This window comes from Oculatella sp. FACHB-28 (assembly GCF_014696015.1).
In the GTDB taxonomy this organism is placed as follows: Bacteria; Cyanobacteriota; Cyanobacteriia; order Elainellales; family Elainellaceae; genus JAAUTN01.
Window position 1 is genome coordinate 1 of sequence record NZ_JACJPJ010000081.1, and the last position, 21,945, is coordinate 21,945.

Here is a 21,945-nt window from a genome sequence, read left to right on the forward strand (position 1 = left end):
GCGCCAAGGATAGTAGGATTCGAGAAATTGTCGCCTGCACTGCTTACACTTGTAGCATTGTCTCCCTCGACGATGCCCGTTCTTAGCGACTTGAGTTGAATTACATTGAGGACATTTCATTCTTCTATCATGCCAAACCAAGCATTACCCTTGCAGCAACGCCCTTTTTTCTAGAGTTCTGCATAGACGGCTTCTTAAGCTATCAACAGCAAAACTCCTATGGAGAAGAAAGATGCAGATTGAACAAATAGAGGTAGCGGTTCCCACACCTGATGGACAGATGCCTGCATTCTTGGCTAAGCCTGTTGGTGGCGATCGCCATCCAGCTATTCTCCTGATGATGGAATCATTTGGACTCACTTCACACATTCGAGAGATTGCGATTCGGCTTGCTAACGAAGGCTATGTGGTACTCACGCCAGATTTATACTATCGTGAGTTGCCTCAACAAGTTTGGATATGACGAAGTTGAGCAAGCGATGGCAATGATGTGGAACCTCGATTTTGGTCAGCCAATAGAGGAAGACATCAGGGCAGCATTGAACTATCTTAAATCCTGCTCTCAAGTTTATCCGGACCGGATTGGGGTAACGGGGTTCTGTTTAGGCGGTGGACTCACTTTTTTCGCTGCCTGTAAGTTTTCAGGGGCAATTGCTGCTGTTGCTCTTTTTTATGGCATGGTGCTAGACGAGTGGGTTGACGCAATACCCAATATCACAGTGCCAATATATCTGTTTTTTGGAGGAATCGATCCCTTCATTCCACTTGAACGGATTCAACAAATTGGGTCTTGTTTTCAAGAGATTGGCAAAGAATACACATTAAGAATTTATCCTGAAGCAGATCACGGCTTTTTCTGTCATGAGCGGTCTTCCTACAATCGTGCAGCCGCAGAAGATTCCTGGAAAAAACTGACACAGTTTTTTCGGCAACATCTACTTCCGGGTTGATAAGGCTATAGTTTTGAGGCCTTTAAGAAACTCAAGCACAACCGGAGAAGTTTCTGTCTGTCGTCGTGCGATCGCCAATTTTAATCTTGGGAAATCACCAATTAGCGGTCGATAGATTACACCTTTTGCATTGAGATTTTGCATATCTTCCAGCACAAATGTAATTCCTGCTCCAGCCGCTGCTAACCCCAGTCGAGTTTGAGCGAGTTCGGCTTCTTGTACAACGTTGGGGACAAATCCAGCTTGCTCACAGGATTTGATGAAGTTGGTATAGAGGACAGGAGCAAGCGATCGCGGGTAAAAAATGAGTGGTTCGTCAGCCAAAGCCTGAAGTGGAATTTGCTTTTGTTTAGCTAGTCGATGAGCGGTGGGTAACGCCGCAACGTAATTTTCCTCGTAGAGCAAATCTACCTGGAGAGCAGGTTCACGAATGGGGAGATAGACAAATCCAATGTCAATTTGGTGGGTGCGGAGAGACTCAACATGTGCTTCGGTTCCACCGCTAACGAGGATCAAATCAACTTGCGGGTATTCTCGACAACGCTTTAAAATACTTGTCCCTAAACAAAACAGAGTTGCTTCCGTTAAGCCAATTCTCACTTTACCGATTTGTCCCTCGGCGACCTGCCGCGTCACCTGGATGCCTTCGTCCACGTCGCGCAAGATCCGACGGGCGGTTTCCAGAAACTTTTGTCCAGCCGCCGTTAATTTAACCCAGTGTTTTGTCCGTTCCAACAGTTGGATTTGTAGTCCGTCTTCTAATGCCTGGATTTGTTTGCTTAGTGCAGGCTGACTTAAGTGTAGGGATTCGGCTGCCCGTCCGAAGTGTAACTCTTCAGCAACTGCAATGAAATATTTAAGTTGGCGAAACTCCATAGAACTCACTTAGCAAAACGGTAATAACTATAGGTTATCAAGCTATCGCTACAAAGAAATAGCGATCGCTCCCTCTCTAACTATGATAAAGACACAGTTGCTTACGGTTTGTAATTGAATTGCAGGCTATGAGCGCCAGAATCGTTGTGGCGTGTTCTTCAAGCACTGATTCTTTTAATGAATTAACTCTTTGCTGAATGGAGTGATTGTAATGCACCAGGAAAACTCTTACTCATCTAATCCGCAACCCTTTTCCCGACGTGCTGTGATCAAAGCCATGGGCATAGGTGCTGCGACTGCGGCTTTTTCTCCTCTCATTCAGGGTGGATCTCAAGCTGCTCAACATCAAGCGACTCAAGCTCAAACGTCGCACAACCAAGTTGCTCAGGCTAGTTCAACTCAGTCCTCAGAAATTATCACAAAGTTAATTCCTCGAACGAATGAACAGGTACCCGCGATCGGTATGGGAACCTTTTTGACGTTTGATGTATTGTCTGACCAGCCACGCAATCACCTTCAAGAAGTAATACGCCGTTTTTGGGATGGAGGTGGACGAGTCGTTGATGTCTCGCCGCTCTATGGGATGTCCGAGGTAAACGTAGGCGAATTTGCATCAGCCCTTAACATCACTGACGATCTGTTTATCACTAACAAAATTTGGGCAACAGGTGAGTATTTAGGTGACGGCAGTCATGCATTACGCCAACTTGAGCAGTCTATGCAGCGATTATCACGCGATTGCATGGATGCAATGCAAGTTCACAGTCTAGTGAATGTCGAAATGGTGATTCCATTTTTACGTGAATGGAAACAGGAGGGTAGAATCCGTTATTTAGGGGTAACTCATCATGATTTGCCCTTATATGCTGCCCCAGTTGCGCGATGGATTGAGAATGGTGAGCTAGATTTTGTGCAAGTTCGCTATTCGATCTTTGAGCGTGGCGTTGAGGATCGAATTCTTCCAGCGGCGGCTGACCAGGGAACTGCTGTATTGGTTAATATGCCTTTTGAAAAGGCACGTCTATTTGAAGTAGTTCAGGGACAACCGTTGCCCGACTTCGCCAGCGAAATCGGCTGTGAAAACTGGGCCCAGTTTTTCTTGAAGTATGTAATCTCCCATCCCGCTGTAACCTGTGCTATTCCTGCCACGACCAATCCTGATCATGTCGTTGAAAGTTTAGGAGCAATGAGAGGTTCACTTCCCGATCAGGAGATGCGGACTCGGATGGTGCGACACATAGAAAGTCTTCCTGGCTTTGACAATCTCGCCCAAATGCCTTGGTATCCCGGCAAACAGTTCAATGGATTGGTGCGTTTGCCAGGGTCAGCTGCGACTCAAAATGCCAGAAGGAGTAATTAACTTAGTGAGTACTGTTAGTGTCTATCATGAATCAGATCATCAGAGGGCGATTGCCTCAATTCATTACTCTGAAACGCTTCCTTGGAAGACTAACGGGAGTTCAATTCACACTCATTCCGTTACTCACTGCCATTCTTCTTGCGGCTGTCCAACAAAATTTTGTTCAAGCACAACGCCCTGCACCTGAAGCGGCCATTGTGCCAAGATTTCAACTGCATCATGTCACCCTTTCTGTGAATGATGCCGAGCGAGTTTCTCAGTGGTATGTGGATACGCTTGGGTTCACGATTAGCGATCGCTTTACTCTCACGCGTCCTAACGGCAGCCAGGTTCAGGTCGTTCGGATAGAAACCCTTGGACTTCAAATGAACATCTCTGAATTTGATGGTTCTGTTGCTCCTGACCGCACAGTGGATGAACAGGGATGGCGACACCTGGCGTTTCAGGTTGACAATGTAGATCAAACCTATCAACACCTACAGGCTAGTGGGGTGCAGTTTCTCACTGAACCCTTTACTTACGATCCGCCAGGCTATCGAATTGCATTTTTCAGAGATCCTGAAGGCAACATCCTGGAACTCTATCAAGACCTATAGCACCTGTGAACCCATTAGGAGTCTTTGTGCTGAAATGTCTTGCGGAGAACCCATTGCACCAGATTGGGAAGCAGTTGATTAGAAGCCGCAGATAGGTTTGCAGAACCGACAACAACTTCATCGCGCTTGTGTTTTACTGCATTCCAGATTGCTTTGGCAACATCGTCAGCTTTTTCGATCACGGGAGTGTCCACTAATTGACTGACCTGGTTTTGGCGCGATCGCAAGTCATCTGCATCCTTACCCCTAAAAATGGCTCTTTCTAAAAAATTAGTTTTGATTATGTTGGGGTAGATGCCGCAAACGTGAATTCCTTTGGGCGCTAATTCAGAATGGAGCGATCGCGTCAAACCAGTCACCGCAAATTTGCTTGTAGAGTAAGGCGTTAAGTAAGGAATAGGTACGATTCCACCAATAGAGCCAACATTCACAATTGTTCCAGCCTGACGTGCCAAAAAATGAGGTAATAAAGCATGAATCGCGTGAATGTAGCCCCAGAGATTAGTATCAATTGCTTGATGCCAATCTTCGAGCGAAAATTCCTCTGCTGGGCCGGAGATATAGATTCCAGCGTTATTGACCAGCACATCAATAGAACCATACTGATCCAACGCTTTTTGCACCATCAGGTTTACCTGGTCAGGCTGTCTCACATCCGTAGGAATTGCAGTGGCAGAGTGCCCCGTAGCCCGAAGTTCTTGAGCTGTTGTCTCCAGACGATCAGCCTGTCGAGCTGCAAGCACAACATTATATCCGTGGCTAGCAAACAAGTGTGAAGTTGCTTTCCCAATCCCTTGAGAAGCTCCTGTAATGAGTACGGTGGAAGCCATATCTGTAAGTTTGAAATGCTGCTTTCGTCTTCAGTGTGTGAAACAGTAGCTCAAGGAAGCGTCTGACTTTTGTTAGATCTTCTGTAAGTGACCAGGGCCATCAAAGTCATGAGAAGAATGAGTTTTTGTTGACGACATCACTTTTTAACTTTTCGTAATCTCATCCTATAGACTTGCAGGCAGCTTAGACCCATAGACAGACTGCAACAACTTGTTAAGTTCCTAGCATAGGAGACATAAGCGCAAGCAAATGCAAGCGCAAGACAAACATCGCTTTCAAACAAATGTTTTTTTGGAGAGACAATCATGGAAACTAAAACTCGCACTAATACTACAGAAACTCGTTCCTCTACCGATTTGCCTCCTGTTGCACAGGAATATAATGGCGTAGATCGTAATGCCTTTCTATTCGGCTGGACTCCTCAAGCGGAACTGTGGAATGGACGGTTAGCAATGATCGGATTCCTCGCTTATCTGCTATGGGATGCGGCTGGTTACAGTGTGTTGCGTAATGTACTGCATCTTCTGCCCCAGTACGTTGTACGCTAGGTCGCAATTAAGAGCAGTTTCGTAGCGCTGATTACTTCAGTTAAGACAACTTAAGTTGAACCGAAGTCTTCTGAGGTAGAGCGTAGGAGTAATGCTCCTCCGTCCTACTTCAGAAGACTTTATACATGAACGGTAGTGTGGCGGAGCCACACTACCGTTCATGTTTTTGCAAGTGATCTGTGCAAGAGGTCTTTTGATCAAGGCGGGCAGATACCCATCGTTATTGTCACAGCTCGTGATATTGGCTATGAGCGATCGCCCTTAGAAAAGAAAGTACTCGCCAAAATGCGATCGCGCATTGTATTATTCTGACGCTCATCCCTTAGCGACCTGTAAGCTCTGAACTTTTCCGGTTGTCTCAACCAAATCATCTAGCTGTAGGGCTTCTGGTGCATCCTGAGTAGCTAGATCTACCCAAACGCGATATTTTTCCGTTGAAACGGTGATGGCGACTTCATGATTTCGGTTAGAAATCTCACAGCCCAGCGTATATGCTTTCAGCCGTTCTTTTGCGTCAAAAGATTTAGTCAGTTTGTAAAGCTTTCCCTGATAACTCATACCTTGGTAGATGCTTCCCTCAAAATAGAAGCTAAACAAACGAATAGAGGGTTCGTGGATGACGACAGGAAGCATAACAGGACTCACTCCGAAACATATGCTTAGTTTCTCAAATTTCACCCCAAAACCTCATCCGCCTGATTGCTCAACTTACTCAGCCACATAGTCGAATGAAGATTAGAAGCCCGCTTCGTTATCCCGGTGGTAAATCAAAGGCTCTTGCTCAAATTATTCCTCATGTGCCACTGGATTTTACGGAATATCGAGAGCCTTTCGTGGGAGGAGGATCAGTATTTTTAGGGATTAAGCAGCTAAACAACTCAGTTAAGTCTTATTGGATCAATGACTTAAATCATGATTTGTACTGTTTCTGGCAAAGTGCGAGAGATGACATTGAAGCTTTGGCAGAGAAAGTAACAGAAATCAAGCAGAAATATACGGACGGACGAGAATTATTTGAATACTTCACTTGTGCAGATTTGAAGCTCAATGAGTTTGGGCGGGCGGTTAGATTCTTTGTGTTGAACCGGATTACTTTTTCTGGCACGGTAGATTCGGGTGGATATTCTCAGCAAGCTTTTGAGCGTAGGTTTACAGCTTCCTCAATTAGCAGGCTGCGGCTAATTTCTCCGCTTTTAGGCTCTGTTCAAATCACTAATCAAGATTATGCAGAGCTGCTATTCCAGGAGGGAGATAGGGTGTTTATCTTCCTTGATCCGCCCTATTTCAATGCGACAAAATCGCGGCTTTATGGGTTTCGAGGAGGATTGCACACCTCTTTTGATCATGAGCGTTTCGCCGCAAACATGCGGCGATGCCCCCACAAATGGCTGATTACTTATGATGATTCTCTTGAAATCCGCAAGCTATTCAGCTTTGCCAACATCGTTGAATGGACATTGCAATATGGCATGAACAACTACAAGCAAGAATTTGCTGCTAAAGGTAAGGAGTTGATGATCAAGAATTACTGATTAGCAGTGCTATGATTAGCGACGATCCACTCGTCAAGAACCAGGAGAGGTGAGTATGAGGCAACATGGATAGGGGTAGCGCCAGAGATGCGAGTAACCCTATGCGGACGATGGACTTTGCCAATGGAGTCATGTGTAATTCCTTACCAAAGAAGCTCTAGCAGAGGGGTTTTGGGTAAGGGCGCAAAGATAATGTGTACCTAATCATAACTTCCTATGTTGTTAAGAAAATGGGCAATGGGCGATCGCCCATTGCCCAATAAACTCATGTCAAACGTTGTGAGCTTATAGTTTCACATTGCTTTACTCACTTAAGTAGTCAATCTGCCGCCATCAGTGCGCCGAACTGCAATCACGGCAGGCCTAGGTGGGTCATTTGCAACTTTGCTGGGCCAGTTGGAGCCAATTGGCACTTCGCGAGTTTGCTTAAACTCTTGCCCATCTGTAGTCTTCATTGCATATTCCCGTGTCTCTGCGGCTCCATCTGTCCGAATGCCGCCGATCTCACCGGGATGCTGGACTGCGAGGAATAGAGTTTGCTGGTCCCGGGTAAAGAAAGGCCCAGTTGTTTCACTGTCAATTGGCCCCATGCCAAACAAGAACGCCTTGCCTGCGTCGTTTCCAGAAGTTGGAATGAACCAAATGGAGTTATTGCCAAACAAACCTCTCAAATTGGACTGACTCACTGCCTCACCGTTTTCGTCAACTCGGCTAGGAACAGCACGGTTGTGTTTGTCAGAAGACATGTCTGTCACCATCCAAAGGTTGCCGCTAGTGTCAATCTCCAGATTGTCGGGGTTGGCGAAACCTAAACCTCCTTCGGCAGGTTCACCACCCAGCGCTACCATTTCCCAGGTAAAGGTCATGGCTGCTGGTTCGTTGCTATCTTCGTTGAGCCGCATAATCCAGCCATATTCATAGGATGTTTCACCATTGGGTCCAACGAAAATGCGCTTGTCAGGGCCACCATCACCCCCAGAGGTTCCAGAAGTGTAGGTGATAAACAGCGTTCCATCGGGTCTAACGTCAGTGTCTTCAGGACGAGCGGTTGCTGTAACCCCGGCTGCGTTTGCTGCGTAGTGAGCATCAATTAAAATTGCACCCTGACGTTCGCGATCGGTGCCTGAGTAAAGCTGTCCTAGCGTGCTGAACTGCTGCTTGAACTGTTGCACCGCTTCATCGCTATCTACTTTGACGATGCCACCGTCAGGGCGATTGGGCAGAGGAATCATGCCACCTTCAATGGTTCTGGGCAGATCAGGGTTGACTGGCGTATCGGGAGCTAGAGCAATCCAGCTACCCGTACCGTCTTCGTTGAATTTTGCGCCATACAGCATTCCTGATGCCAGCAGGCGAGAGTTAGCTTTGGACTGGGGATCGCTGACGGTGCCAGTGCTGACAAACTTGTAGAGGTGTCCGCCCCGGCGATCGCATCCAGAATAGAAAGCCAGTTGCTTGCCTGCTTCTGCCCGAACACCGACTGCCTCGTGACGATAGCGTCCCAGCCAAGTGTGCTTTACTCCGTAGTCGTTGGGGTTAGCCGGATCGACCTCTACAACCCAGCCGTATTTGTTGCCAGCTAGCCCAATCACATTGCCCTGCCCACCAACATCCTCATCGTCGATCACAAACGTCTTGTCGCCCGGAGACATGGAACTGCCGTCAGCGTAGACGGGTTCTGGTACCTGAGCCTGGAAATTTTCCTCGGCACTCAGTACTGTTCCCCAAGGGGTGGTGCCGCCTGAGCAGTTGCCAAAGCTACCGATGATGCGATCGCCTAGTCCATCGGTGTAGCCCTGTACTCTGGTTTTGCGGAACACAGCCGTAGCCGGGCCAGTTGAGCCGAGATAGCGACCGTCATCCAAGCCAGAAGCCCCTGTGATGCGGCGATCGTTGCCTGAGTTGGTGCGCTCCCAAACGCCGTCTGCGTTCTTACGAATCGAGATGACGCTGAGTCCCTGGTCAACCAGCGCTTCTACTGAGATCTCGCGAATTTGAGCCTTGATTGGGTCATTGTCATCTAGAGAATAAGCATCGATTCCGTCTTCTCCGGCGACTTCGAGCGCAGCTTGAACCTGCTCAAACGGTAGAACCTTCCCAAGCACAGGTTCATAACTTGGAATCCAGGCAAGCGGGCTAACATATTCATGGTTAACGGTCAGATAACCTTCACCCTCGCCCGTTTCCACAAAAGACAAGTAGTCATTGTTGTAACCAAAGTGAGAATCCCCAACCGGGTCACCCCAAGCTGCAATCACATCATAAGTAAAGCCATCAGGTAGCACTACGTCGTCTATAACCGTGTAGCTGCTATATTCAGCAACCTGATTAGCAACATCAATACTGCTTGTTTCAAGCGGCATTGGCCCTTTTACCGGAATAAAACTCAACCCATTGGGGGTACTAGCCTGTGCCGCACCCGTCTGAAAGGGCATTGAGAATTTCTGCCCAATTTGGGCGACAGGCGCAAGGGCGATCGAGCCTGCGCTCGCCCCCAAAAACATAAGAAAATGTCGGCGTTTAACAGTCATACAGTTTGTTCTCTCTACAGGATCTCTACCCAAACCAGTAACCGATGCCTACTTTTGAGCGGTCTGCTAGCTCAGAAGGCGTCGGTCAATAAATGCCCATAGTGAGAAAATTTACATAGGTTGATTTAAGAAACGGTAATCTCAGGATTAAGGACTGAACTTTGATCTAGCGAATAATCTATAGATTCTTCAAAGGTTTTCTGACGTTTTAGCTCTCAGTTTTGTGTGACTTTGATCGCAAGTAATCAGAAATTGGGCGGAAAACGAAATTTTGGCATGAATGCAGGAATTGGAGCTTGATGTAAGTCCTGCATTGGAACAATGCTGAACTGAAACTAAGTCTCTAACTTCAAGTGCAGAACGAACTATCAAACTCCGTTAAAACTTTCGACTGACAGGTCATATTACCTATGAATACGCTCACACATTTGCTGCATTTGCCTACTGTTCTAACTGTGAAGGGGTTGCTGCTGGCAGGTGGTTTGATAGTGGGTGTGTCACCTGCTTGGGCTGGAGGGGGTGGACCGCTACAGCAGCCTCGCTATCTGGAAGTGAGAGAGGTGCAGGGAAGTGTCACTTCGCAGCAGCGATCTGTGCAGGTGGGCGATCGCGTTCAGTCCCGGGCAACGGCCATCACAACAGGGGAAGATTCTGGCACTACATTAGTCCTAGACAATAACAGCGGCACTGTTGCAGTTGCAGAAAATACTCAGTTGGCAGTGGATCAAGTCGCTACTACGCCCACGGGTGGGCAACAAACCGAACTCTCGCTGCAAGAAGGAGAAGTGAGAGCCAACATTCAAACCTTTACAAACCCAGAATCTAGCTTTCGGGTAAATACTCCTGCTGGAGTCGCAGGCGTTCGCGGCACGGAGTTTAGCGTTGTTGTGCTGCCAACGGGCGAAACCAGAGTCACCACCTTTGAAGGGTCCGTGGAGGTGACAGCCCAGGGGCAAACTGAGCTGATTCAACCAGGTTATTTCAGCCAGCTTACCCCCGGTCAGCCTCCTACAGAGCCACGTCCTGCGCCCGGAGATACTCGACTCAGTCTTCAGTTTTTGACCGAAGCCGGAGTCGAGCGGCTACAGATTTCGGCAACGGTACCTCCTAGAAGTCAGGTTTTGGTCAATCAGCAGTCGTTGCCCGTCAGTTCAACAGGGGAAGTAAGCGCGGTAGTCGATGTGCCAAGCGATCGCCTCCTGCGGATGGTCGTGCGTGACCCGTTTGGCATTGAGCAAGTTTATGAATTAGCGTTACCGATGATGGCGCTACCTGAATCGCAAGCGACTCCCTCAGAAACAGAGCCAGAGGAAACAGATTCCTTAGAAGCACCGGAAGAAGCAGAGCCAGAAGGCACAGAGCTAGAAGACACAATGCCAAATCAAGATCCATCCATCGCTCCGCAAGAATCATGAGCCAAACAAACGGCGGGTGGGCATCGCCTCCGCTCGATTGTCATCCGCCCGATGGACAAGTTGCTCCGGCTAACAGAAGCGCGCTTCGTCTGATTTTTGGAGTGAAAATGCTGACGCTTGTTGTCTTGGCGATCGCTCAACTGTCGCCTCTTTCCTTCCAATTTGGTGCTTTAATCCACCCAAAGATTGATTTCTTTTCATTTGCCTGAAACTACTTAAAACTAAGTTTAGACTTGTATAGAGTTGTGCTTAAAAGAGACTTTAATTAGCATCAAGTAGCATCAGGGGCATTCACAAGCACGTTCATTAAATCTTATTGGGGCATCTACCCAGCATCAAGCTTGAACCAAGATTTTTTTTGGTTGTTGCAAAAAAATCAGGTACGGCAAGCTAAGTATAAACTGTACATGAACTGGTACTCATGCTGACTGCATTTCCACACTTAAATTAGGTTTATGTCAGACGGCGCTTCCTATATCTTGTTGGTAGACGACGACCCAAGTAACTTGTTTCTGTTAGAAGCACTGCTTCGTTCTCATGGGTATTCAACCCAGTCCGCCAAATCAGGATTGGAAGCGTTGGCGATCGCTCGTACTGAGCAGCCCAGCATGATCTTGCTGGATGTCATGATGCCGGGAATGGATGGCTTTGAGGTCTGTCGAGAGCTACGCGCAGATACTCAGCTACAGGCTACTCCCGTAATTTTTCTCACCGCTCTGGCAGACGAACAGTCTCACCTTATGGGGCTACAGGTCATGGGTGATGACTACTTTACAAAGCCCGTTGACCAGCGCTTATTGCTCACCAAAGTTGCCAGCACGCTGCAACTACAGCAGTTTCGAGATGCTCAAGGACAGGCAAACCTGGCAAAGCCAGTCTCAGAGCCTACCGAGAACGGACAAGTTCCAAAAGAATTGGAACACCAGGATGAGACGGTTGAGCAGGTGAGTGAGGCGTTGCTTGATAAACTGCGCCTGTTTGTGCCAGATCAGCTCTTGTCGCGCATTGCGCCCGCAGGCTTAGATTCCATTCAGGTTGGCAACGCCACCGAAGCAGAAGTCACCATCCTCTTTTCTGATATTCGAGAATTTACTGCCATTGCTGAGTCTCAACCCGCCAGTGAAACTTTTGACTGGTTAAATGCTTTCTTTAAACGCATGGACGAAGCAATCAAAACTCATCATGGCTTTATTGATAAGTACCTCGGTGATGCAATCATGGCAGTGTTTGATCGTCCTCACCAGCACGCTCAAGATGCCCTTACAGCGGCGATCGCCATGCAGCAAACTCTGAGTGAATTTAACCGTGGACGGACTCGGTTCAACTTAGAAGACCCGATTCGCATTGGCATTGGCATTCACACGGGTCTTGCCATCATTGGCACACTCGGTTCAGAGCAGCGAATGGACTCTACGGTAATCGGAGATGTCGTCAATACGGCTGCCCGTCTGGAAGAACTCACAAAGTTTTATGGTTGTTCTGTTCTCCTCAGTGAATCAGTGATTGATCAACTTCAGCAACCTGAACTATTTAACTTTAAGTGGCTTGACTGCGTTGCACCTCGGGGAAAGCAGCAGCAAAGTAATTTATATCAGCTCTTGGGAATGCAAATGCCTGCTTGCCCTGGCACTCATTGTGAAGTAGTGAGTTAATGCAGGTGTGCTTTTGGCGTTTGTGCGGTGACAGTAAGTAACGGTTGATTACTAAGATCGATATCAACTATCAAGAGATTCTTGATATTGGCAAATTTAGGCAGAGGGGTGAGATACCATATCCGCTTGGGTAGTTAAAACCTGAGCGGTTTTGGCTTTTGGTGCAACCTCCTCAACCGAGGATCTTATGCAAACGGATCGAAGTATGTCTGCTCTCAAACCATCTTTTTGTCAGATTGTTCCGCTGCCGACGTTTCAACGGTTACAAGAATTGTTGCAGCAGATGGTTCATGCGACTGAGGCGGAATCTCTAGTGTTGACGGACAGTTTAACTGTGTCAGATGAGCTTGAGCAAATCGGGGTAGGGCAATTTACGCTGATTGTCTCAAAGCCGTTTAGCGCTTTGCTATGGCGGGAAGCGTTTCAAACTGAGAAGAACAGTTTTCAGGATGAGCGGCGTATGTGCCGAGTTGATTTGACCTTTGAGCCAGAGGCGATCGCCACTTTCTTACATCAACTCAACGCTTTACCACACAAACCGACCTTTCCGCAAACCATTAAACAACTTTGTGCAAAGCTACGACCAAACAATGCCCGGATTCAAAGTGAATTTACGCTGCGGCTAATTGCCGCTCTCTCGACTGCGCCTGCGGCTAGCTCAGATTTTTCCTCGGAGGCAAAGCAGCAGTCTCAAACCTTGGAACATCAGGTCATCGAGCGTACTCAAGAGCTACATGATGCTGTGCTGGCAGCCCAGTCGGCAAGTCGGGCAAAAAGTGAGTTTTTGGCAGCGATGAGCCACGAACTGCGAACGCCGCTCACCTGCATCATTGGTATGTCTTCGACTCTCTTGCGTTGGTCATTAGGAGAGCTAAACCAGCGCCAACGAGATTGTCTACAAATTATTCACGACAGCGGTGAACATTTGCTAGAGCTGATCAATGACATTCTCGATCTTTCGCAGCTAGAGGCTGGCAAGGCCATTCTTAATCTGCGTGAATTTTCGCTCTCCAGATTAGCCCAGCAAAGCCTGAAGGCATTTGCAGAAAAGGCAGAAGCGAAGCAGGTGAATTTAGAGATTGATCTGCATCTGGAGCCAGATTGCGATCGCTTTACCGCAGACCCCCACCGAGTTCGGCAAATTTTGTTTAACCTGCTGAGCAACGCGATCAAATTTACTCCATCGGGTGGCAGGGTCACACTAAGAGTTTTTGCGAGTCGAGATTTTGCCACATTTCAAGTCAAAGATACGGGAATTGGCATTCCCGAACATCAGCGATCGCTCCTATTCCAAAAATTTCAGCAGCTTGACCAATCCTATCGCCGTCAGTACGAAGGCACAGGACTGGGGCTGGCGCTGGCAAAACAACTGGCAGAGCTACACAGCGGTTGGATTGACGTAGACTCGACCGTTGGCGTAGGTTCTGTCTTTACTGTGCGACTGCCTGCCCTGCGAACTCAGGCAGTCGGAGCCGCCCCGCGAAAGTTAGATCTACCAGTTCTGCCTACCCAACCAGCCGGACAGATCGTTCTAATCGAAGGACAAGAGGAAAGCGCTAATCTGATTTACCCGATGCTGACAGCAGCCGGATATCAGGTGGTGTGGGTGCTAGAAGGGTCAGCAGCGATCAACCAACTCGAAGTTCTCCAACCGATCGCTGTCATTGTCAACCTGCAACTGCCCGACATCGACGGTCACAGCCTCATCCGCCAGCTACGCGAAAACCCTGCTACCAAAAGGCTCAAGATTGTTGCTTTGATGAGCGACACCCTACCAGAAGACCAAAAGCACTGCTTTTTAGCAGGTGCCGATGATTGTCTAGCTAGCCCGATTCAACCAGAAGAGGTGTTGCAAAAGGTGATTGCGTTGACGGCCGTAGTGAGGTGATGGGGGTTGAGGGTTAGGGATTGGGGTTACCCTTTCCCCTCGTTACAAGGTGAAACTTGGGAACGAGTTGATACTGCTTTCCCTAGCCCCCAGCCCCTAACCCCTTCCCCTCCCTTTCCGGTTTTCACCTCACAACTCAAGAGAGTAGGACATAAGTCTCTTTAAATCTCCATGAAAGAAGCTGATTCTCTCTTTGAGCAAGCCTTACGCTTTCATGCGGAGGAAAGGTATGAGGAGGCGATCGCCACTTATGACCGTATCTTGCAGAACAAACCTAGCTCCCATCGCGCCTGGAACCATCGAGGCTTGGCACTTGCTGACCTGGAGTTTTACGGGGAGGCGCTAGTCAGCTACGATCAGGCGTTGCGCTACAAAGCGACGTACCCGGAAGCCTGGAGCAATCGGGGTGATTGTCTAGCAGCACTCAGGCGTTATCAGAAGGCGATCGCCAGTTTTGACAAAGCGCTAGAACTGGAGCCAACCTACTTTGAAGCCTGGAATGGTCGCGGGGTAGCGCTGTTGGGCATGGAGGAATATGAGGAAGCGATCGCCAGCTTTGACAAAGCTCTGGCCTTTGCACCCGACGACTGCGAGGCTTGGAACAATCGCGGCATTGCATTAATTAGCTGCGACCAATTTGAGGAAGCGTTGGTTAATTTTGACCAGGCGTTGCGGCTCGAACCTGACTACTACCAGGCATATAGTAACAAGGCGAATGTGTTGCTGTTGCTCCAGCGATTTGAGGAGGCAGTCTCCAGCTTTGATCAGGCGCTTCACTTGGAACCAGATGACGTGGGTGCGTGGCACAACCGGGGTATGGCTCTGGCAAATTTGAAACGCTATGCTGAAGCCTTTAACAGCTTCGATCGCGCCCTTCAACTAGGGTTCGCTACACCCGAAGTCTGGCACAACCGGGGCATGATGTTAGCCAATTTGGGGCATCACCAGGAAGCGATCGCCAGTTATGACCAGTCCCTTGAGCAAACCGATCATCCAGACATCTGGAACAATCGCGGTATGGCTTTGCTCAAGTTAGAACGTCATGAAGAGGCGATCGCTAGCTTCGACAAGGCTCTAAAACTGAATCCAGAACTTCACCTCACCTGGGATAATCGAGGACTGGCACTCACAGTCTTAGGTCGCCACGAGGAAGCGATCGCCAGTTTTGACGAAGCACTCCAGCGCAAACCCGACTACTACCAGGCGTGGAACAATCGGGGCATTGCTTTGTACAGTCTGGAACGCTACGACGATGCGCTTGCCAGCTATGACCGGGCCCTCTGGATCAACCCAAACATTCCCCAAGCCTGGAACAACCGAGGAAATACTCTGCGTCGCTTGGGACAGCGAGATGAAGCGATCGCCAGCTATGACCACGCCCTCGACCTCAACCCCAACTACGAATTGGCAAAACAAAGCCGAAAATCTGTCCTTGAAGAACTGACAGCCAACTAAATGCTTCTGCATTAGCTGCATTAACAATGTAGAAGCAAACAATGCTTCTGTATCTGACTACATCAACAATGCAAAAGCAAACAATGCTTCTGTATCGGCTGCATTAACAATGTAGTGAATAACAATGCTTCTGCATCGTGTCATATTTCTTTGGCGATCGCGCAAGCAGGAGATGTTTTTGTAATCCTAGCGTCTTCATAGCTCAAGTCAATTCCAGTCGCGAGGAAGCGGGTTGCCACTTTTTCTGATTGATGTCAACGTTGATCAAAAGGTGTTTTAACTACGTTAAGCCCATGCAAACCCAGAGTGACAGACCCAAGGTTAGCGATCGCCCCTTCCTAGCCGATTCCCTTCGACAGCGGCGACAAAGATTGGCGGCGTTGGTTAGTTTTCCGGTGGTGTTGTGGTCAGGGCGCAGCAGTTCTCGCAACTTTCCGGCTAATGTGTTTCCGTTTCGGGCGAGTAGTCACTTTCTCTACTTTGCTGGGTTGCCGCTAGAAAATGCTGCGATTCGTCTAGAAGGTGGCAAGTTAGAGCTATTTATGGATGATGGCACGCCCGAAAGTGCCCTCTGGCACGGGGAAACTCCAAGCCGCGCTAAAGTTGCTGAGCAAATTGGGGCAGATGCCGCCTATCCATTAGCGGCGTTAAAGTCGCGGACTGAAGAAGCTGCAACGATCGCCGTCCAGGATGCTGCTACTCGGCTACAACAGTCCCATTGGCTCAACCGAATGCTGTCACCTGCCAATCAGCCGCAGGGAATTGATCTGGAGTTGGTAAAGGCGATCGCTACCCTCCGCCTCACCCACGACGAAGCTGCTCTGGCAGAAATGCGCCAGTCCGCAGCCGTCACCGTTCAAGCCCATCAAGCAGGAATGGCTGCAACTGCCAACGCCGCAACTGAAGCTGAAGTGCGGGCTGCAATGGAAGGCGTGATTATGGCGAATGGCATGACCTGCGCCTACGCCAGCATTGTTACCGTGCAGGGAGAAGTGCTGCACAACAATCACTATCACCATGCCCTGAACCCAGGCGATTTGCTGCTAGCAGACGTGGGGGCAGAGACAGCATCCGGTTGGGCAGCGGATGTGACGCGCACTTGGCCAGTTTCGGGCAAGTTTTCCTCGACTCAACGCGATCTCTATGATGTGGTGCTGGCGGCTCATGATGCCTGCATTGAGCAGGTGCGCCCTAGTGTGGAATATCGCGAAATTCACCTGCTGACTGCTAAGGTAATCGCGGCTGGCCTGGTCGATTTAGGTATTTTGCGCGGACAGGCTGAGGATTTAGTAGACATGGATGCTCACGCGCTATTCTTTCCGCATGGAGTCGGGCATTTGCTTGGCTTGGATGTGCATGATATGGAGGATTTTGGTGATTTAGCAGGGTACGAAGCGGGTAGAGTCAGGAGCGATCGCTTTGGACTCGGTTATTTGCGGCTTGATCGTCCCCTGCGACCCGGTATGGTCGTCACGATTGAACCCGGTTTCTATCAGGTTCCAGCGATTCTCAATGACCCAAAGCGACGAGAAAATTATCGGCAAGTGGTGAACTGGGAACGGTTAGCTCAATTTGCTGACGTACGAGGCATTCGCATCGAGGATGATGTACTGGTGACGGAGACAGGTCATGAAGTGCTGACTGCGGCTTTGCTCACGGATGACTGACTCATGCGATTAGGCGTAATGCACTAATTCTGTTCTCTATTCACCACTACTTCACTAATCAACTGACGGTGTTGAGAGACTGAGGCTAGGGTGTTTGCTGCAATCATGCCGCTGGCAGCAACAGCGGGTACCCCAATTCCCGGAAAAGTGGAATCGCCACAGCACAGTAGGTTCTTGAAGGGTGTCTTAGAGCCGGGAAACAATCCTTGTCCTGCCGCTATCGCTGGACCATAGCTGCCTCGATCTCGCCGCAGGAAGCGTTCATGGGTTAACGGGGTTCCCACTAATGTCACGTCGCTGCGATCGTGAATATCAGGAATGACTCGCTCTAATGCTTTCCAGAGAACCTCAGCCCGTTCCTGCTTCAATTGCTGGTAGCGATCGCTGTTGCGATTCACTCCGGACCACAGCTCATAGGGTTCTGTAGCTGGAGTATAGGCATGAATGCAGTGCTTACCAGGTGGTGCAAGGTCAGGGTCGAGCACCGATGGAATGGATACGACAACCACATTTTGAGGTGCATCCACTCCACTCTCCCAATCATTGACAATCAGATAGTGACACTCTAAGTCTGATGGCAGATCAGTGGCATCAATACCCAGATGGAGGTGCATGAAGCTAGGGCAGGCAGGCAAATTTTGCCGTTTTTGTAGAGAGGATGAGCGAGATCCTTCCGGTATTAGCTTGAATGTATCCCAGCTAGACGCGTTCGATACAACGGCATGACGGGCAAGAATCTGCTCTCCCGTTTTCAACTGCACACCCACTGCCTGCTGACGTTCGATTAAAATCTGTTGTACGGTCGTGCTCAAGCGTAGCTGTCCTCCATAGCGCTGCAATCCTCTGATCAGCGCATCGACTAATGCCCCTCCGCCGCCCTTGGGATAGTCCAACCTGACATCAGGGCGATACCAGTCTGCAAACATAAAAGCCATTTCAGCCGCCAGAGTGCCTTTAGCGGGTAAGCCAGAGAGCAAGAAGCAAAGCAAATCCATCCAGTGACGAATGAATGGGTCTTGAACCACTCCCTCTAGCAGTTTGGAGAAAGGTCCTGTTAATTGGAAGATACTTCCAGCTTGTTTAAGCGCATTCGGCAGAAAAGGAGAAAGGGTGTTGAACACGCCCCAGTCCGATCGCACTGCAATAGGAGGAATGGCAGTAGAAGCCGCCTTCAGGGGAGCCATTACCTGTTGCAACCGTTGCCACTCTACGACTGCCTCTGCTCCCCGCCATTCTTGCAAAATCTGCTTAAACGGTTCTGCTCCTACTACTGCCCGAAAGAATCCTTCGGGTAAAAAACAGCCCCAAGCGTTATAGGTTAACCAAGGAATATCTTCTCCAATCGCATCTAAGACTTGGCGCAGCGGATTGGCAGAGGGGCTATAGGAAAGCCCTGAATAGAGAGAGGGACCAGAATCAAAGTAGAACCCTTGCCGTTCAAACGTATGGGCAGCTCCGCCTGGAATGTTGTGGCTTTCACAAACCACTACCCGAAAGCCGTATCGAGCGAGTAACGCTGCACAACAAAGACCACCGATACCACTGCCAACGACCACGACATCTACAGTTTCCATAACTGGTTAACCCGGCTACCTCAATCACCTTTGTGATTCTATCTCTCCCTCATTGATCAGGTTAATGAAGCGATCGAGTGAGTGCTGGATTACAGATATCTCACGTTTACGGCTTTCCAGTTGGCAAGTTCTCAGTGTTAACTGATAATTCCGTTGCTAAACCTGCCCTTACAGGTATTGTGTTTTCTAACAATCTTCTTAGTCAGTATTGTTTCTCTCAGAACTAGCTTGCAACACAGTTAGAACTGCCTTGGGCGATAGTTTATCCTTAAACCAAATCACCTTAGCGGGAGTCTCGCTGACCTTAACGCCTGCTTTCTCCAGGTTAAGCCGTTCTGAGATTGCCAAAATCAAGTTATCCCGTTCAGATTGGCGCACCTGAGAAAACTTTTTACGCAGATATTCGGGTCGCCAGTAGCCAACAATTTCTAACAGAAAGTCGCGTCCGTCAGGGTGAACCAGCCGAAAGTCAGGAATCATGACGCTACCAGGAATTGGGATCAAATCTACTTCTCGTTCCAAAGTCCACTCAGATTTAAGTGCATCCCAGCGATCGGCAAAAGATTCCTCTAACATGCTGTCGTAGGGTTTCCCAGGTGGATAGTGAGTTACCAAACCACAGTCTGAGTTGAGGCTGAAGCGACGAGTTTTTTTAGTGTTGGTGTAGCTGTCGCGGATTTGCAGTTCTGCGGTGAGGCTCCACTTCGTGACGTGCAGCAAAGCGGGAATCAATTTGGCAATATCTAATCCATAGCGAGTGCTAGGTTTGAACAGGCTAGTTGGCCCATCAATGGTGATTGTGAAACCGTGATCGGCATCGCCCTCAATGTAAGCCATCAAGCCAAACAGCTTGAGGTAGCGAAACAGCAACTTATATTCACCCGGATCGTTGCGATGGGCGGTAATGATGATGTGGCTGGCTTTGTAGAAAATGCCCTGAACCTGAGACAAGTTGTAGCGATGCAGCAATGCCTCTGATGTGGGAGCTTCAAACTGGGTCAGAATGCGATTTTCTGCCAGGTCAGCATAAAGTCCAGCGCCAATTTGGTCGGGGAGCACTTCGCGGTCTAGCTCTTGAGTAAGGTGATCTGCCAGTTTGGTTAGAGTTGCCTGAGCCGTTTGGGGAAGGGGGGCAGCTTGGGCGGAGAGCGCAAAAACCCGCTGGCGCAAAAGCTGCGGTTCAAGCGGACTGACGACTTCAAAGGTGCTAAAGCTGCTTTTGAGAATGTGGGCTAAGCCGCGCTTAATCCGGTAGTCGGTATCTTCGCCTTCTAACTCCTGAAGCTGGCGATTCAGTTCGCCCTGAGTTTTGCCCTGCATCTGTTGGAAGAGGTTGATCAGGTCAGTGGCGATCGCCCCATACTTCTGCCCGATCCCCAATCGCTTCGGCGTAATTTCTTCTCCGTTTTGCCGACTAATTAAGAGATCGCTGGGCAACATAATGCTTTCTGGCTAACAGCCTTTATCCTAATACTCCTCATCACTGTAAAGATCGTCGAAACTGTAGCCTCGATTGACCCAATAGTGCCAGTCGGCGATCGCCTCCTGGGTTTTCTCGTTGGCTGCAAGTGGTTCAATATCATAAAGCCTTGCTGTGAAGGTGTCTTCGCTTTCCCCGTCCTGGTAAAGCACCTCAACATATATTTCAGTCGAGCATTCCTCCTCTGAAGCCATGCCTACAACGCTGACTTTTTCACTTTGGCTGGGCGATTGATGCCCTCCAGTTAGCCATTTTGCCTTAAACGGAAAACCAAGCGCATCTTCCAGGTAGCAATACCAGCCCATTGCTTGCTCTTCTGAGCTATACGCATCTACGACTATTTCCATCTCAATTCGATGCTCCCGCTCGTTGTCTCTCTCAACGGTAGACATAGGACACCGCCTAGCAGGTGAATTAAATGCTGATTATAGTAAGCCAAGACTCAATTCAATTCGCATCTTGAACAAAACTTTGTGACTGAACCTCTTGCCTGAGTCAGTCTTTGGAAGTGTGAATCATTGCGCGGCGAGTCACGCGATGATTCACACAACAGATCTGCGAGGTTGCCGTTTGGGTGTGCTAAAAAAAATGCAATGGTGAAAGGGTGAGATAAAGATGAGAATCGGTGCAGCAAAATTCCCATTTCTGCTAGGGTTAGGTGCCTTGTTGGCTGTGTTGAGTCAAGGGGCGAGCGCTTCCCCTCCTCCCTCTCCTCATTCTTCATCTCTCCTCCCTGATTCTTTCGGCAGCGATCGCTGGCAGGTTGAGCTTCAAACGCCTGACTTGCCTACTTTAGGAGAACAGACAGAATATTTACCCGAAGAGTTGGCTGTTGTTCACCTGGTCCTAAAACTAGGACAGCGGCGCGTCTACGTGCATCGCGGCGAAGAAATTTTGGCAAGCTACCCAGTGGCGATCGGAACGGCAGAGACGCCAACGCCAACAGGCGAATTTGAAGTGTTTCAGATGATTGAAAACCCAATCTGGCAAAACCCCTGGACAGGTGAAGTGCGATCGCCCGGAGCCAACAGCGCTTTGGGGTTGAGATGGATTGCTTTCAACGAGATGCCCCACGGTATTATCGGCTTTCACGGTACGCCAACCATCTCCTCAATCGGTCGAGCCGCCTCTAACGGTTGCGTCAGAATGCACAATGCCGATGTAGTTGCCCTGTTTGAACAAGTAGAAATCGGCACAACCGTCATCGTTGAACCTTGAATAGTCAGTCAACAAGACAGCCAATCGATTTGACATTCGTACCTACAAGTGTGCTACAAATACTACAGGTCTTGAGCGAACCTGATTTGCATGAATGCAAAAGGAGGAACATATGGCTGAGTCGGTCGCAGATTTGATCCCTACAAAAATTCCGGCACAGTCCACAGAGGTTCCTGCCTGCTCATTCCTTTTTGTTGAATAGACTTCCTGCACGAATATAAAGTGAGTGTGACAGTTGAGGATCGCAGCGAAGCAAGATAGCTTCTGAATAGAAGCTAATGTCAGAAGCAGATATGCGATATAACGAGTTGGAGCATCTATCGAAGCGCCACTTTAAGCGCTTGTGTGGGGTCAACCGTGAAACGTTTAGCG

The 21,945-nt window shown here is 48.9% G+C and carries 18 protein-coding genes and 1 pseudogene; 12 read left to right on the top strand and 7 right to left on the bottom strand.

The window, feature by feature from the left end; translation table 11 throughout:
* The first annotated feature begins 232 nt into the window (after positions 1–232).
* Positions 233–950, top strand: a pseudogene (locus H6F88_RS34560) (dienelactone hydrolase family protein).
* Here H6F88_RS34560 and H6F88_RS19370 read toward each other — a convergent pair.
* On the bottom strand, positions 936–1,826 hold the full coding sequence (locus tag H6F88_RS19370; protein ID WP_190644386.1) for a LysR family transcriptional regulator: 891 nt from the start codon (positions 1,824–1,826) through the stop codon (positions 936–938). The pseudogene H6F88_RS34560 and the gene H6F88_RS19370 sit on opposite strands and share 15 nt — an antisense overlap.
* A 211-nt stretch (positions 1,827–2,037) precedes the next feature.
* Between H6F88_RS19370 and H6F88_RS19375 the strand changes: the two genes are divergently transcribed.
* Entirely contained in the window at positions 2,038–3,186 is a 1,149-nt protein-coding gene (locus H6F88_RS19375; protein ID WP_190644387.1) for an aldo/keto reductase, read from the top strand.
* Positions 3,187–3,212: 26 nt separating this feature from the next.
* Entirely contained in the window at positions 3,213–3,782 is a 570-nt protein-coding gene (locus tag H6F88_RS19380; protein ID WP_190644388.1) for a VOC family protein, read from the top strand.
* 14 nt (positions 3,783–3,796) lie between these two features.
* On the opposite strand, the gene H6F88_RS19385 is transcribed toward H6F88_RS19380, so the two are convergent.
* Complete coding sequence (locus H6F88_RS19385) at positions 3,797–4,612, bottom strand: SDR family oxidoreductase (RefSeq protein WP_190644389.1); 816 nt, start codon at positions 4,610–4,612, stop codon at positions 3,797–3,799.
* Between the two features lie 306 nt (positions 4,613–4,918).
* On the opposite strand from H6F88_RS19385, the gene H6F88_RS19390 reads away from it, so the two are divergent.
* Positions 4,919–5,161, top strand: coding sequence for a chlorophyll a/b-binding protein (locus H6F88_RS19390; RefSeq protein ID WP_190644390.1), 243 nt, complete (start codon positions 4,919–4,921; stop codon positions 5,159–5,161).
* Between the two features lie 315 nt (positions 5,162–5,476).
* On the opposite strand, the gene H6F88_RS19395 is transcribed toward H6F88_RS19390, so the two are convergent.
* Positions 5,477–5,794, bottom strand: coding sequence for a hypothetical protein (locus H6F88_RS19395; RefSeq protein WP_190644391.1), 318 nt, complete (start codon positions 5,792–5,794; stop codon positions 5,477–5,479).
* A gap of 95 nt (positions 5,795–5,889) precedes the next feature.
* Here H6F88_RS19395 and H6F88_RS19400 point away from each other — a divergent pair, with 95 nt between their 5' ends.
* Complete coding sequence (locus H6F88_RS19400; RefSeq protein ID WP_190644392.1) at positions 5,890–6,693, top strand: DNA adenine methylase; 804 nt, start codon at positions 5,890–5,892, stop codon at positions 6,691–6,693.
* Between the two features lie 311 nt (positions 6,694–7,004).
* Here the strand turns inward: H6F88_RS19400 and H6F88_RS19405 are convergent, their stop codons facing one another.
* Positions 7,005–9,224, bottom strand: a complete 2,220-nt coding sequence (locus tag H6F88_RS19405; RefSeq protein WP_190644393.1) for an alkaline phosphatase PhoX — start codon at positions 9,222–9,224, stop codon at positions 7,005–7,007.
* Positions 9,225–9,634: 410 nt separating this feature from the next.
* Between H6F88_RS19405 and H6F88_RS19410 the strand changes: the two genes are divergently transcribed.
* The 6 genes from H6F88_RS19410 to H6F88_RS19435 all read left to right on the top strand — a co-directional run bounded on the left by H6F88_RS19410 (position 9,635) and on the right by H6F88_RS19435 (position 17,301).
* Positions 9,635–10,639, top strand: a complete 1,005-nt coding sequence (locus H6F88_RS19410) for a FecR family protein (protein WP_190644394.1) — start codon at positions 9,635–9,637, stop codon at positions 10,637–10,639.
* A complete protein-coding gene (locus H6F88_RS19415) occupies positions 10,636–10,848 on the top strand; it encodes a hypothetical protein (protein ID WP_190644395.1) in 213 nt (70 codons plus the stop codon). The genes H6F88_RS19410 and H6F88_RS19415 overlap by 4 nt, the downstream gene beginning before the upstream one ends.
* Before the next feature lie 246 nt (positions 10,849–11,094).
* Positions 11,095–12,291, top strand: a complete 1,197-nt coding sequence (locus H6F88_RS19420) for an adenylate/guanylate cyclase domain-containing protein (protein WP_190644396.1) — start codon at positions 11,095–11,097, stop codon at positions 12,289–12,291.
* Positions 12,292–12,478: 187 nt separating this feature from the next.
* A complete protein-coding gene (locus tag H6F88_RS19425) occupies positions 12,479–14,179 on the top strand; it encodes an ATP-binding protein (RefSeq protein ID WP_190644397.1) in 1,701 nt (566 codons plus the stop codon).
* 171 nt (positions 14,180–14,350) lie between these two features.
* Positions 14,351–15,634, top strand: a complete 1,284-nt coding sequence (locus tag H6F88_RS19430; protein WP_190644398.1) for a tetratricopeptide repeat protein — start codon at positions 14,351–14,353, stop codon at positions 15,632–15,634.
* Between the two features lie 293 nt (positions 15,635–15,927).
* Entirely contained in the window at positions 15,928–17,301 is a 1,374-nt protein-coding gene (locus H6F88_RS19435; protein WP_190644399.1) for an aminopeptidase P family protein, read from the top strand.
* Between the two features lie 23 nt (positions 17,302–17,324).
* On the opposite strand, the gene H6F88_RS19440 is transcribed toward H6F88_RS19435, so the two are convergent.
* The 3 genes from H6F88_RS19440 to H6F88_RS19450 all read right to left on the bottom strand — a co-directional run bounded on the left by H6F88_RS19440 (position 17,325) and on the right by H6F88_RS19450 (position 20,747).
* Complete coding sequence (locus H6F88_RS19440; protein WP_190644400.1) at positions 17,325–18,875, bottom strand: NAD(P)/FAD-dependent oxidoreductase; 1,551 nt, start codon at positions 18,873–18,875, stop codon at positions 17,325–17,327.
* 198 nt (positions 18,876–19,073) lie between these two features.
* Positions 19,074–20,315: a DUF790 family protein gene (locus tag H6F88_RS19445; protein WP_190644401.1), complete on the bottom strand. Its 1,242-nt coding sequence runs from the start codon at positions 20,313–20,315 to the stop codon at positions 19,074–19,076.
* 27 nt (positions 20,316–20,342) lie between these two features.
* On the bottom strand, positions 20,343–20,747 hold the full coding sequence (locus tag H6F88_RS19450) for a calcium-binding protein (protein WP_190644402.1): 405 nt from the start codon (positions 20,745–20,747) through the stop codon (positions 20,343–20,345).
* A 223-nt stretch (positions 20,748–20,970) separates the two neighbouring features.
* On the opposite strand from H6F88_RS19450, the gene H6F88_RS19455 reads away from it, so the two are divergent.
* Positions 20,971–21,573, top strand: coding sequence for a L,D-transpeptidase (locus H6F88_RS19455; protein WP_190644403.1), 603 nt, complete (start codon positions 20,971–20,973; stop codon positions 21,571–21,573).
* The last annotated feature ends 372 nt before the right edge of the window (positions 21,574–21,945 follow it).

Excerpts from the sequence above, each read along its gene's own strand:
- H6F88_RS19425 (WP_190644397.1), top strand. The coding sequence starts at position 12,479 with ATGCAAACGGATCGAAGTATGTCTGCTCTCAAACCATCTTTTTGTCAG.
- H6F88_RS19375 (WP_190644387.1), top strand. The coding sequence starts at position 2,038 with ATGCACCAGGAAAACTCTTACTCATCTAATCCGCAACCCTTTTCCCGA.
- H6F88_RS19415 (WP_190644395.1), top strand. The coding sequence starts at position 10,636 with ATGAGCCAAACAAACGGCGGGTGGGCATCGCCTCCGCTCGATTGTCAT.
- H6F88_RS19435 (WP_190644399.1), top strand. The coding sequence starts at position 15,928 with ATGCAAACCCAGAGTGACAGACCCAAGGTTAGCGATCGCCCCTTCCTA.
- H6F88_RS19390 (WP_190644390.1), top strand. The coding sequence starts at position 4,919 with ATGGAAACTAAAACTCGCACTAATACTACAGAAACTCGTTCCTCTACC.
- H6F88_RS19405 (WP_190644393.1), bottom strand. The coding sequence starts at position 9,224 with ATGACTGTTAAACGCCGACATTTTCTTATGTTTTTGGGGGCGAGCGCA.
- H6F88_RS19450 (WP_190644402.1), bottom strand. The coding sequence starts at position 20,747 with ATGTCTACCGTTGAGAGAGACAACGAGCGGGAGCATCGAATTGAGATG.
- H6F88_RS19400 (WP_190644392.1), top strand. The coding sequence starts at position 5,890 with ATGAAGATTAGAAGCCCGCTTCGTTATCCCGGTGGTAAATCAAAGGCT.
- H6F88_RS19440 (WP_190644400.1), bottom strand. The coding sequence starts at position 18,875 with ATGGAAACTGTAGATGTCGTGGTCGTTGGCAGTGGTATCGGTGGTCTT.
- H6F88_RS19455 (WP_190644403.1), top strand. The coding sequence starts at position 20,971 with ATGAGAATCGGTGCAGCAAAATTCCCATTTCTGCTAGGGTTAGGTGCC.
- H6F88_RS19385 (WP_190644389.1), bottom strand. The coding sequence starts at position 4,612 with ATGGCTTCCACCGTACTCATTACAGGAGCTTCTCAAGGGATTGGGAAA.
- H6F88_RS19430 (WP_190644398.1), top strand. The coding sequence starts at position 14,351 with ATGAAAGAAGCTGATTCTCTCTTTGAGCAAGCCTTACGCTTTCATGCG.
- H6F88_RS19420 (WP_190644396.1), top strand. The coding sequence starts at position 11,095 with ATGTCAGACGGCGCTTCCTATATCTTGTTGGTAGACGACGACCCAAGT.
- H6F88_RS19395 (WP_190644391.1), bottom strand. The coding sequence starts at position 5,794 with ATGCTTCCTGTCGTCATCCACGAACCCTCTATTCGTTTGTTTAGCTTC.
- H6F88_RS19445 (WP_190644401.1), bottom strand. The coding sequence starts at position 20,315 with ATGTTGCCCAGCGATCTCTTAATTAGTCGGCAAAACGGAGAAGAAATT.
- H6F88_RS19410 (WP_190644394.1), top strand. The coding sequence starts at position 9,635 with ATGAATACGCTCACACATTTGCTGCATTTGCCTACTGTTCTAACTGTG.
- H6F88_RS19380 (WP_190644388.1), top strand. The coding sequence starts at position 3,213 with ATGAATCAGATCATCAGAGGGCGATTGCCTCAATTCATTACTCTGAAA.
- H6F88_RS19370 (WP_190644386.1), bottom strand. The coding sequence starts at position 1,826 with ATGGAGTTTCGCCAACTTAAATATTTCATTGCAGTTGCTGAAGAGTTA.